General features: G+C 38.1%; 10 protein-coding genes. 4 read left to right on the top strand and 6 right to left on the bottom strand.

What is annotated here, in order from left to right; translation table 11 throughout:
* Positions 1–22: 22 nt before the first annotated feature.
* From B4F31_RS01575 to xrtF, 4 genes are all read right to left on the bottom strand, one after another.
* The gene (locus B4F31_RS01575) at positions 23–3871 is read right to left on the bottom strand and encodes an efflux RND transporter permease subunit (protein WP_286760460.1); all 3849 of its coding nucleotides are present in this window, start codon (positions 3869–3871) and stop codon (positions 23–25) included.
* A gap of 194 nt (positions 3872–4065) precedes the next feature.
* Positions 4066–4458: an HYC_CC_PP family protein gene (locus B4F31_RS01580; RefSeq protein WP_075325862.1), complete on the bottom strand. Its 393-nt coding sequence runs from the start codon at positions 4456–4458 to the stop codon at positions 4066–4068.
* A 66-nt stretch (positions 4459–4524) separates the two neighbouring features.
* Positions 4525–4968, bottom strand: a complete 444-nt coding sequence (locus tag B4F31_RS01585) for an exosortase F system-associated membrane protein (RefSeq protein ID WP_286760461.1) — start codon at positions 4966–4968, stop codon at positions 4525–4527.
* Positions 4965–5510, bottom strand: coding sequence for an exosortase family protein XrtF (gene xrtF / locus B4F31_RS01590; RefSeq protein ID WP_093303354.1), 546 nt, complete (start codon positions 5508–5510; stop codon positions 4965–4967). The genes B4F31_RS01585 and xrtF overlap by 4 nt, the downstream gene beginning before the upstream one ends.
* 87 nt (positions 5511–5597) lie before the next feature.
* Between xrtF and B4F31_RS01595 the strand changes: the two genes are divergently transcribed.
* Complete coding sequence (locus B4F31_RS01595; RefSeq protein ID WP_075325859.1) at positions 5598–6056, top strand: GAF domain-containing protein; 459 nt, start codon at positions 5598–5600, stop codon at positions 6054–6056.
* A gap of 3 nt (positions 6057–6059) precedes the next feature.
* Here B4F31_RS01595 and B4F31_RS01600 read toward each other — a convergent pair whose 3' ends face one another.
* Complete coding sequence (locus B4F31_RS01600; RefSeq protein WP_093303356.1) at positions 6060–6593, bottom strand: hypothetical protein; 534 nt, start codon at positions 6591–6593, stop codon at positions 6060–6062.
* A gap of 10 nt (positions 6594–6603) precedes the next feature.
* Complete coding sequence (locus B4F31_RS01605; protein ID WP_093303359.1) at positions 6604–7857, bottom strand: ABC transporter permease; 1254 nt, start codon at positions 7855–7857, stop codon at positions 6604–6606.
* Between the two features lie 237 nt (positions 7858–8094).
* Between B4F31_RS01605 and purH the strand changes: the two genes are divergently transcribed.
* Genes purH through mreC form a run of 3 tightly spaced genes read left to right on the top strand, consistent with a single transcriptional unit; the run spans position 8095 to position 11532 of the window.
* Positions 8095–9627 (top strand): bifunctional phosphoribosylaminoimidazolecarboxamide formyltransferase/IMP cyclohydrolase, encoded by a 1533-nt coding sequence (gene purH, locus B4F31_RS01610; RefSeq protein ID WP_075325856.1) that lies wholly within the window; start codon positions 8095–8097, stop codon positions 9625–9627.
* Positions 9628–9665: 38 nt separating this feature from the next.
* Positions 9666–10694, top strand: coding sequence for a rod shape-determining protein (locus tag B4F31_RS01615; RefSeq protein ID WP_057482684.1), 1029 nt, complete (start codon positions 9666–9668; stop codon positions 10692–10694).
* Between the two features lie 13 nt (positions 10695–10707).
* Complete coding sequence (gene mreC / locus B4F31_RS01620) at positions 10708–11532, top strand: rod shape-determining protein MreC (RefSeq protein WP_075325855.1); 825 nt, start codon at positions 10708–10710, stop codon at positions 11530–11532.
* Positions 11533–11868 lie beyond the last annotated feature (336 nt).

Genomic DNA, 11868 nt, shown 5'->3' on the forward strand with positions numbered 1-11868 from the left:
ATTCTTATTTCTTTCAGAAATTCTATGACTGAATTGTTGCTGGTTGTTCTCCATTTTCTTCTGTGGAATTGGAAGAAGCATTCTCCCGCCATATGGCCTGTAAAACCGGCACTACGAAAATTGTCATAATCTGGATCAACATCCCACCTACAATTGGAATGGCCATTGGAACCATAATATCAGATCCTTTCCCGGTTGAAGTGAGTACCGGGAAAAGCGCAATGATTGTTACTGCCGTGGTCATCATTGCAGGGCGTACCCGTTTTAAACCGGCTTCCATCACCGCTTCCCGAACTTCTGAAACTGTTTTTGGATTTTTTCTTTCAAAAACCTGGTGAATATAAGTTCCCATCAATACGCCATCATCGGTTGCAATACCAAACAAAGCGATGAATCCAACCCATACTGCTACGCTTAAATTGACCTCCTGCATTTGAAAAAGGCTACGCATATTGGTGCCGAACATATCAAAGTCCATAAACCAGCCCTGCCCGTAAAGCCAGATCATAATAAAGCCGCCGGCAAAGGCCACAAATACTCCTGAAAAATGGATTGTTGAAGCAATAATGCTTTTAAACTGAAAATAGAGCAACAGGAAAATGATAAGCAAACAAATAGGAATTAAGATTGCCAAACGTTTTACAGCCCGTACCTGGTTTTCATAATTTCCGGAGAATTTATAACTAATCCCTTGCGGCACTTGCAGTTCGCCAGCATCAATTTTATCCTGAATATGCTGCTGGGCATCATTCACCACGTTTACTTCGGCAAAACCGTCGCGTTTATCAAAAAGGACATAGCCGGTTAAAAAAGTTTCTTCACTTTTTATCATTTGCGGCCCGCGCTCATACTTAAGTTCAGCAAGCTCTCCTAACGGGATTTGAGCCCCATCCGAAGTCGGTATCAGAATGTTTTTAATACTTTCAGGATCATTCCTTAATTCGCGGGGATATCGCACCCTAACCGGAAAGCGTTCCCTGCCTTCTACCGTAGAAGTGATTTCCATCCCCCCAATCGCAGTTTCAATGGTTTGCTGAACGTCTTCAATACTAAGTCCGTAACGGGCAATCGCATTTCGATCTATATCTATTTCCAGATAAGGTTTTCCAACTACACGATCGGCAAAAACAGCTTCAGATTTTACTGAAGGTACTTCCTTTAGCAATTCCTCCAGTTCCATTCCAAAATCTTGAATAGTCCTCAAATCTGGTCCATAAACTTTAATTCCCATCGGTGCCCGCATCCCGGTTTGCAACATTACCAGACGGGTTTCTATGGGTTGTAATTTTGGCGCCGAAGTAACCCCGGGAAGTTTGGTGCGTTTTGTAATTTCATTCCAAATGTCGTCGGGACTATTAATATGTTCACGCCAGTTTCGGTAGAACCTTCCATCTTCATCTTCAATTAAATTTGAAGCGATTACATCTCGCTGGATAGCTTCAGCATTAGTTAAAGTGTCCCCTGATTTGAGAATAAAACGGTTTTCATCATCAACTTTAAAACGCTGCATCGAGCCGTCTTCAGCATGAATATATTCCGGTTTATAATTAATGATATTTTCAAACATAGAAATTGGCGCGGGATCCAGAGCGGTTTCTGCCCGACCTAATTTACCAACCGCAACCTCAACTTCAGGAATACTGGTTACCGCCATATCCAACTGTTTCAAGGTTTTGGTGGTTTCTTCCATCCCGGCGTGCGGCATGGTAGTTGGCATCAGTAAAAAGCTGCCTTCACTTAACGATGGCATAAATTCCTTGCCCACCCCGGGGAAAGTGTGAGCCATTCCACTCCAAACCTGGGTTGTTCTCACATTCCAACCTACTTTATCAAATCCGCCTGCTACAAATCCAAATAATTTTGGAAAACCAAACCAGATCATCGTCCCAAAAAAGATGGTAATAATAGGGAGCGTTAAAAACTTCCCTTTATTGGTTAAACACCAGTTTAAGATCGGTTCGTAAAACTTCACCACCATCATTAATACCACCAAGGTGATACTTAGTAAAAGAATTACAAAGATATAATTGGCAAAAGCCGATTTCTGAAAGCCAAGCGGCATCCACTCTTCAGCCAGAAAGAATACGGTAACCGCCAGGATTAAACCGGGAATAACCAAATTTGTATATTTTCCAAAAAACTGTGGATTCCTTTCTTCAAGAATTTTTACGATTCCAATTAACGTTAGAGCTAAAGGCAACCAGAAACTAAAAATAATAGCCAGAGCGATTCCTGAAACGATTAAAACGATATTCCAAATTTGCTGGGTCTTCTTTTTATTGATTTTAATGTTGAAAAAGAAATACGAAAGCATTGGCAACACAAAAACCCCGATAAGGAAAGCCGCAACCAAGGCAAAGGTTTTGGTAAAAGCCAGGGGACGGAATAATTTTCCTTCAGCATTTTCCATAAAGAACACCGGGATAAAACTCACGATTGTGGTGGCCAGTGCTGTTGTTACCGCTGGAGCTACTTCAGCGGTAGCTTTGTAGATTACTCCGGCGAGTTTATTTCCGCGGAGATCTTTATTTTCGGGCATTTCCAGCCAGCGAATGGTATTTTCAACAAAAACAATCCCAACATCTACCATCACTCCAATGGCTATGGCAATCCCGGAAAGGGCTACCACATTGGCATCTACCCCTAAATAGCGCATCGCGATAAAAGTCATAAGCACCGCAACCGGCAATAAACTGGAAATTAAAATGGAAGCCCGTAGGTTTAAAACGAGTACAATAATTACGATAATGCTAATTAGTACCTCGTGGGAAAGTGCTCGCTCCAGGGTGTTTATAGTTTCATTAATAAGTTGTGTTCTATCGTAAAAAGGGACGATAGTTAACTGACTTTCGGTACCATCAGAAAGCGTTTTAGATGGTAATCCGGTAGATATTTCCTGGATTTTATCTTTCGTGTTTTGAATTACCGCCAGCGGATTTGAGCCATAGCGCGCTACAACCACACCGCCAACAACTTCAGCTCCTCCCTTATCTAAAACTCCGCGGCGTTCGGCAGGGCCCAAACTTACCCGGCCAAGGTCTTTAATAAGTACCGGGGTGTTATCATTTTCGGCAACCACGGTATTTTCAATATCTTCAATAGATTCAATATAACCGAGACCACGAACCAGGTATTCCACCTTGTTTACCTCTAAAGTTTTCGCCCCGGCATCGCGGTTAGAATTCTTTACCGCCATCATTACCTGGTTGATGCCAATACCGTAGGCTTTAAGCGCATCGGGGTTTACATCAATTTGATATTCCTGTACAAAACCACCAATAGAAGCTACTTCTGAAACTCCTTTTGCGCCGCTTAGTCCAAGTTTCACATAATAATCCTGAACTTTACGCAATTCGTGAAGGTCCCAGCCACCGGTTACATTTCCGTCTTTATCCCGACCTTCTAAAGTGTACCAAAAAACCTGGCCTAAACCTGTAGCATCAGGACCCAATGTTGGTTGAACATCATCGGGTAATAAACCTGCAGGAAGAGAATTCAACTTTTCTAACACCCGGCTTCTTGACCAGTAAAACTCTACATCTTCTTCAAAAATGATATAAATACTGGAAAAACCAAACATGGAAGAACTACGAATAGATTTCACTCCCGGAATTCCCAAAAGTGAACTGGTAAGCGGATAAGTAATTTGATCTTCTATATCCTGGGGAGAACGCCCGGGCCAATCGGTAAAAACAATTTGCTGATTTTCTCCAATATCTGGAATGGCATCTACAGGAACTGGATCACTTGGCAAGAACCCGGTGTCCCAATTAAAAGGCGCAGTTACCAATCCCCAGCCGATTAGAAATACTAACAGCAGGACAGAAACCAGTCGGTTATAAAGAAAATATTTTATAATCTTATTAAACATGAATGTTGATATACATTAATAAAACAACTAAGCGCTATAAACAAATGAGAAATAGCTCAAAATGAAACTGTAAACGTCATTATGATACCGATGTTTATCGGGAGAAGTAATCTGCTGATATTAACAGATCGCGTCGTGCTTCGCAATGACGATTTTATCATTTTGAAACAGGATGACATTTACAAAAATGTATATCAAATAAGGAAAACCTGGTCTTCGAGATGTATGTCTTTGACCAGAAGTGGTGGAGAATAATCTTTAAAAGGAATATTTTCTTTTGAAAAATCTTCAAAAATAAAAATGTAGGAATAAGCAAAGCCTGTGAGGAAAAGCTGTTGATTTAGATCTAGCGAATCAAACTGGTGTTTTAACTCGTCCTGGCCTTCTACCGCAACTTTTTCATTGGTACAGCAGGAATCTTCAGTTGAAGTTTCCATTTCCATCCCGCAGGTTTTGGCTTCAGAAAAAATTGCTTTATCTACTAAAAAGCTTCCGCAGAAATGTTTATCAACCGTAAAAGAAAAGGTTGAAAACAGCACTAAAAATGCCATTGCTATAGAAATGCTATGTTGAAAAGCTTTTTTCATCAGCTACAAAAATAGGTAAAATTTTGAAATAAAGTCTTTCCAGATTTTTGGGAATAACTTTCAATATTATAGGTTTTCCCGTTTTTTTAATCTGTAATAATAAAAAGCAGGCAATAAAATAAGGATAAATACTGGGTGAATTAAAAATCGGCGTACATAAAATAAACCCATTACATTTTCTAAATTCAAATTAAAATAAAGTACACTGAATGTTGCCAGACCAATTCCAAAAAGTAAGATAAAAAGCAAGGCGGCAAATTTCACAATATTTTTATCGCGAAAACTAACAAAAAGGATTACCAGGGAAATAGCAGTATTTAGCCAGTAGCGTAAACTAAGGTTAAGCAATAATTTAGGGAAATTAATTTCGGGTACTTCCATTGCTAAATAACCGCCATAACGGTAAAAATCTATTAGCGGATCGTAAAATAACTGATGCTCAAAAAACCTCACCAAAATCAGCAAAATAACTAAAACCCCAATGCCTGATAGCCTTAAAAATTGTTTCATAATTTCTGTTTTTGGCTATAAATACGCACCCAGATAACCCACAGTAAAAATACGGTGCCGTAGATAATTAATGGGAATATAATGCTGTGTAGAAATTCGGTATGTTGCGGATACTCGTAAATTCCCACAGCGAGAATACCAATTCTAATAATATTCATTGCATAAATTATTACACTACCCGCTAAAAGATAAAGTAGTGTGAGTTTCAATCGGCCAAAAAAGGAAAGTACAAAAGCGATAAATAAAATAATGATACTAACTGCATTGCAGCCTTCCACGATTCTGGCCAAATAGACCTCATTAACAATAAGCTTCATTGAAAGTTCTGACTGGTGCGGTAAAATTTGCGCGTTATAACCAAAACTACTAATTAAGATTTCACTTTGTTTTGCCACAAGATGAGTAATGTAATCTGGAAAATAAATAGGCGACCTAAAGAATTCTAAATAAAGATTATAAATAAGGGTGAGCACCAGGTAACTTCCCAAAAACATAAAAATGAAACGAAGAACCGATTTATATTTAATAAATAACCTGATCAATTTTAGAGAGTGTTTTTAACAAATTTATATAAATAAGAGCCTGTGCTTGCTATAATTTTTGAATACTTTTGCACCAAAATATCAACTATGCCATTTCAGAAATTAAAACCAGAAATTAAAACTATTCTTGAAAACGATAATCTATCGGTAGACCACCGATTATCGCAGGTTTGTGAGGTTTTAAAAGAAAATATCCCATATTATGATTGGGTAGGTTTTTATTTTAAAAATGGCGATAAAGACGAATTGAAATTGCGTTCTTTCGCAGGCGAACCTACAGACCATACTATTATTCCTTTTGGAAAAGGGATTTGCGGGCAGGTAGCGGTTTCTAATGAAAACTTTGTAGTGCCAGATGTAAAAGCACAAACTAATTATATAGCCTGTAGCATTAACGTGAAAGCTGAAATTGTTGTCCCGCTTTTCTTAAACGGCGAGAACATTGGCCAGATTGATATAGATTCTCACACTCCAGATCCATTTTCTAAGGAAGATGAAGAATTTTTGGAATGGGTTAATGAGAAAGTGGCTGAAGTTTTAAGTTAAAACTTAAAGCAGTAATTGTTGTAAACAATCAAAAGTTTTTTGCTCTTTTATTTTAATTAAAATCGCCCCACTTTCACCGCGCACGCCATATAGAACGTTCTCGGGCTGATCATAATATATTTCCAAAGCAGAAACCTTTTTGGTTGTAAGAAATTCTTGCAGATTTTCTGCTGTTTTTCCTTTTATGGAGCTAAGATAAATTACTTCTTCGTTATTGACGAATTGATATATAGGCCGGTGACGAGAATGTAAGTCTTTACCTGGTTTTTCAGCTTTTGTTTTAGCTTCTATTTCTTTTCGCCTTTCGGAAGAAAGGCCTGTGAAGCATATAAAATGCGAGGATGAGTTTACGGCTGTATCTGCCATTATTCGCTTTTGCAAGGAATTTAATTGTTGTTTGAGTTTTTCTTCAGCTTTAAGACTTTCTATCCATTCCTTATTTTCTTCAGCAGTAAGAATCAAACCGTCTTGGGCAACGGCAACTGATGCGGTAAAAAGACAGATTAAAACATAGAATACTTTAAATTTTAATTTCATTTCTTGAATTTTACATTCCTGTTCTAATAGCTTCTACCGGATCTAATTTTGAAGCCGAAATTGCCGGAATTATTCCCGAAATTAACCCGATTACTGCTGAGACTGCAAAGCCAACAAACATATTCCAGGAAGAAAGCACAAACTCAAAGTCGCCGGTAAATTGCGAAGCCGCGATAGAAACCAACCAAACCAATCCCAATCCTACCAGACCGCCAATAACAGCCAGGATTACCGCTTCAAATAAAAATTGAAAGAGAATAAATTTATTTTTGGCTCCCAAAGATTTCTGAATTCCAATTAAATTGGTTCGCTCTTTTACGCTTACAAACATAATATTGGCTATTCCAAAACCGCCCACGAGTAATGAAAATCCGCTAATTATTAATCCTATAAAATTCAGCTGACCGGTAATATTATCTATTAAATCGGCAAAACCCTGAAGTTGATTTATAAAAAAGTTATTGATATCGCCAGGTTTTATTCCGCGGTAATTTCTAAGCTGTTGTTCTAAGACTGCCATATATTCGGCATTATCAACATCATCTTCTGGCTTTAAAATTAATTGCGGGAAAACACCCTTATTATTATCTCCATAAACTCTTCTCACAATATTTGCAGGAACGAACACCTGGCCATCCCTGGAGCCACCAAATAAGCTAGCTCCTTGCTTTTTAAGCACACCAATAACGGTAAGCTTTCTGCCATATAAACGCACTTCCTTACCAAGAGGATTAAGTCCACCAAAAAGATTATTTGCTATTTCGTGCCCTAACACAATTACCGGAGAACCACTTACTGACTCAGATTCGTTAAAAAACCTACCTTCTTCCAGTTCCAGGGCTTCAATATCGTAATATTCGTGGGTAATAGCGCCAACTCCAACACCGGTACTGGTAACATCCTGATATTTTATAGATTCATCGGGAACGCCAATTGTAAAACTTATAGATTCGGTATTGGGAAGATTTCGTTTCAGGTATTGATATTCATCGTAAGAAACATCTGGAAACTGCTGGCGTTTCCATTGCGGCACATCGGTGGGGCCAAAAGAAAAACGCATTACCACAATGGTGCTGTTATCTAAAGCGCTTAAACTTCCTTTAATTTCACGTTCTAAAGAATCTACTGCAGCAAGAACGCCTATAATGGAAAAAATTCCAATAGTAACCCCCAGCAAAGAAAGAAATGTTCTTAGCTTATTATTTTTTAGCGCGTTTATCGCAAAATTAAAACTTTCCCTAAGTACGCGTAGATATATCAGCATAATAAATAAAGCTCGGGGACAGAACCACGGAGCATTAAATTGTAAATTAAAACATTCTGCCAGCCGGGCACATATAAATACCAGGATATCGAGTAAATAAAGCCCGGATTTTTATGTGCTTAGTGGTATGACGCCCGGGTTTAAATTTCGTTACAAAATTTCTGGATAAATAAAGTAAATGCCTTTTATGTTTTTGGGTTAAATACTTACTTTTGCCACTTTAACAAACACAACACAATGAGCGACTTAAAAAAAGCAAAATCTGCTTTAATATCTGTATTCAGCAAAGAAGGCCTGGAACCTATTGTAAAAAAACTTAACAACCTGGGAATCACCATTTACTCTACTGGTGGCACCGAAAAATTTATAAAAGATCTTGGAATTGAAGTTGTACCTGTAGAAGATGTAACTTCTTATCCTTCAATTTTAGGCGGAAGGGTAAAAACGCTCCACCCAAAAGTTTTTGGAGGAATTTTGAACAGGCAGGATAATGAAGGTGACGTAAAAGAACTTGCAGAATACGAAATTCCGCAGATAGACATTGTGATTGTAGACCTTTATCCATTTGAAAAAACCGTTGCTTCGGGAGCTTCAGAACAGGATATTATTGAAAAAATAGATATTGGCGGCATTTCGCTTATTCGCGCCGCTGCAAAGAACTTTAAAGATGTGCTTTGTGTTTCTTCGGTAGAAGATTATAAGGATTTTGAAAATTTACTGGACGAAAAAAATGGAGATACCAGCCTTGCAGATCGTAAACTTTTTGCCGGAAAAGCTTTTAATATTTCCTCACACTATGATACGGCAATCTTCAACTATTTTAATGCTGAAGGCGAAGTAAAAGCTTATAAAACAAGTATCCAAACCGGAAAAGAATTACGCTATGGTGAAAACCCACATCAGCAGGGAACTTTTTACGGAGATTTTGATGCGATGTTTGAAAAACTGCACGGAAAAGAACTCTCTTACAACAACTTATTAGATGTTGATGCTGCGGTAAACCTCATCAACGAATTTAAAGGCGAAGCACCAACTTTTGCGATTTTAAAGCACAATAATGCTTGTGGTCTAGCTCAACGCGACACGGTTCACCAGGCTTATGTAGATGCGTTGGCGGGTGATCCTGTTTCTGCTTTTGGAGGAGTTTTAATTAGCAATGTTGAAATTGATAAAACTACAGCTGAAGAAATTCATAAATTATTCTGTGAAGTGGTTATCGCCCCTTCTTTCTCTAAGGAGGCCGAAGAAATTCTGAAAGGAAAAAAGAACAGGATTTTATTGACTCAGAAAGAAACTGAACTTCCGCAGAAACAGGTTAGAACTTGTTTGAACGGTGTTTTGGTACAGGATAAAGACAACAAAACTGATGCGCTTGAAGATTTAAAAGAGGCTACAAACAATAAACCAACAGATGCCGAGTTATCTGACTTGTTGTTTGCTTCAAAAATTTGCAAGCATACAAAATCGAATACCATCGTTTTAGCAAAAAACAAACAATTATGCGCCAGCGGCACCGGGCAAACTTCTCGTGTGGATGCTTTAACACACAGCATAGAGAAAGCGAGATCTTTTAAATTCGATTTAAAGGGAGCGGTTATGGCTAGCGACGCGTTTTTCCCGTTTCCAGATTGTGTAGAGATTGCAGGTAACGCAGGAATTTCAGCAGTAATCCAGCCCGGGGGATCTATAAAAGATCAGTTAAGTATAGATTATTGCAACGAAAATAATATAGCTATGGTGATGACGGGAACACGCCATTTTAAACATTAATTTTATTACATTTACCAAACCTCAATACCAAACAAAGCATGGGATTTTTTGACTTTCTCATTGAAGAAATAGCGATAGATTTAGGAACTGCCAACACCCTTATTATTCATAATGATAAAGTGGTGGTAGACAGCCCCTCTATTGTTGCACGAGACCGTACTACGGGAAAAATAACCGCAGTAGGGAAAGAAGCTGCAATGATGCAGGGAAAAACCCATGAAAACATAAAAACCATTCGCCCATTAAAAGATGGGGTAATTGCAGATTTTGATGCCAGTGAGAAAATGCTCACTATGTTCATTAAAGAAATTCCGGCGCTTAAAAAGAAAATGTTCACACCGGCCCTTAGAATGGTGATTTGTATTCCATCTGGAATTACAGAAGTTGAAATGCGTGCGGTAAAAGAAAGTGCAGAGCGTGTGAATGGGAAAGAGGTTTACCTTATTCACGAGCCTATGGCTGCTGCCATTGGTATTGGCGTAGATATTATGCAGCCTAAAGGAAATATGATCGTAGATATAGGTGGTGGTACTACTGAAATCGCGGTAATTGCCCTTGGTGGAATTGTTTGTGATAAATCGGTTAAAATTGCCGGTGATGTATTTACTAATGATATTGTTTATTATATGCGTACGCAGCACAACTTATATGTTGGAGAGCGTACTGCTGAAAAAATAAAAATACAGATTGGTGCAGCGACTGAAGATTTAGAAGTTCCGCCAGAAGAAATGAGCGTGCAGGGACGTGACCTTTTAACAGGAAAACCCAAGCAGGTAAACATTTCTTATCGTGAAATTGCCAAAGCCTTAGATAAGTCTATTTTAAGGATTGAAGACGCGGTAATGGAAACCTTATCTCAAACCCCTCCAGAGCTTGCAGCCGATATTTACAATACCGGTATTTATCTTGCCGGTGGTGGATCTATGCTTAGAGGATTGGATAAAAGGCTATCTCAAAAAACCGATCTTCCGGTTTATATCGCCGAAGATCCATTAAGAGCCGTAGTAAGAGGAACCGGAATATGCTTAAAGACCCTTAATCGTTATAAGGGAATTTTGATAAAGTAGGAGAAGTAGTTTTATGCAGCAAATTTTTAATTTTCTTATTCGGAATAAGAATAATATCCTATTCCTGTTTCTGCTTGCATTAGCTGTATTCTTTACCATTCAAACCCATTCTTTTCATAAAAGTAGTTTTATAAGCTCGGCAAACGTACTTACCGGCGGCATCTATTCCTGGGCCAACGATTTTGACAAGTACATGCATTTAGACGAGTACAACGAGCGCTTAATGGAAGAAAATAAGCAGCTGCGTAACGTATTGACCAATTTAAACGATACCATTTCGGTAGAAAATTATACCGATACCACCAGTTTTGATGGCACGTACTATTTTAGAACCGCGAGGGTTATTAATAACAACTATGCCAAACCCAACAATTTTCTAACCTTAAACCAGGGAAAAGAAGCCGGTATAAAATCTGAGTTCGGGGTTATAACAAGTAAGGGAGTAATTGGAATTGTAGACCGTGTGAACAGCAGATTCTCGCGAGTAATTTCCATATTAAATTCAGATTCTCAAATTAACGCACAGTTAAATAAAACCAATCATTTTGGGAGTTTAATCTGGGATGGTAAAAATCCTAATATCGTTCAGCTGGTAGATGTGCCACGACAGGCACCCGTAAAAGAAGGAGATACCATAGTCACTGGGGGAAAATCTTTAATTTTTCCTGAAGGGATTCCTATTGGTAGTGTAGAAAATTTTAAACTGGACCAAAGCCAGAGTTATTACAATATTAATGTTAGGCTTTTTAATGATATGACCAACATTGGTTATGTATATGTAATTGAAAACCTGGACCGGGAAGAAATACTGGAATTAGAGAAGGAAGATGAACAATAGTATTTTAAAAAATATAATCAGGTTTGTAGGATTAGTATTTATACAGGTACTAATACTTAACAATATTAATTTCCTGGGCTATATAAATCCTTACCTTTATGTATTATTTATTTTACTTTATCCATTTAATGCAAATCAGAGTTTATTTTTAATACTGTCTTTTTTATTAGGCTTTAGTATAGATCTTTTTGAAGACAGCGGCGGCGTTCATGCGGCAGCTTGTGTGGTTATTGCTTTTATTAGGCCAAATTTGCTTCGATTTTCTTTTGGAATAAGCTATGATCATCAAAATTTAAGGCTTTCCACAACACCTTTTGGAGCCAGATTAAGCTATAT

It is taken from the genome of Salegentibacter sp. UBA1130, from assembly GCF_002311535.1.
Classification (GTDB): Bacteria; Bacteroidota; Bacteroidia; order Flavobacteriales; family Flavobacteriaceae; genus Salegentibacter; species Salegentibacter agarivorans.

Bases quoted from the DNA above. Each gene is read 5' to 3' on its own strand.
- B4F31_RS01595 (WP_075325859.1), top strand. From the start codon at position 5,598: ATGCCATTTCAGAAATTAAAACCAGAAATTAAAACTATTCTTGAAAAC.
- B4F31_RS01580 (WP_075325862.1), bottom strand. From the start codon at position 4,458: ATGAAAAAAGCTTTTCAACATAGCATTTCTATAGCAATGGCATTTTTA.
- B4F31_RS01605 (WP_093303359.1), bottom strand. From the start codon at position 7,857: ATGCTGATATATCTACGCGTACTTAGGGAAAGTTTTAATTTTGCGATA.
- B4F31_RS01600 (WP_093303356.1), bottom strand. From the start codon at position 6,593: ATGAAATTAAAATTTAAAGTATTCTATGTTTTAATCTGTCTTTTTACC.
- B4F31_RS01575 (WP_286760460.1), bottom strand. From the start codon at position 3,871: ATGTTTAATAAGATTATAAAATATTTTCTTTATAACCGACTGGTTTCT.
- B4F31_RS01585 (WP_286760461.1), bottom strand. From the start codon at position 4,968: ATGAAACAATTTTTAAGGCTATCAGGCATTGGGGTTTTAGTTATTTTG.
- mreC (WP_075325855.1), top strand. From the start codon at position 10,708: ATGCAGCAAATTTTTAATTTTCTTATTCGGAATAAGAATAATATCCTA.
- purH (WP_075325856.1), top strand. From the start codon at position 8,095: ATGAGCGACTTAAAAAAAGCAAAATCTGCTTTAATATCTGTATTCAGC.
- B4F31_RS01615 (WP_057482684.1), top strand. From the start codon at position 9,666: ATGGGATTTTTTGACTTTCTCATTGAAGAAATAGCGATAGATTTAGGA.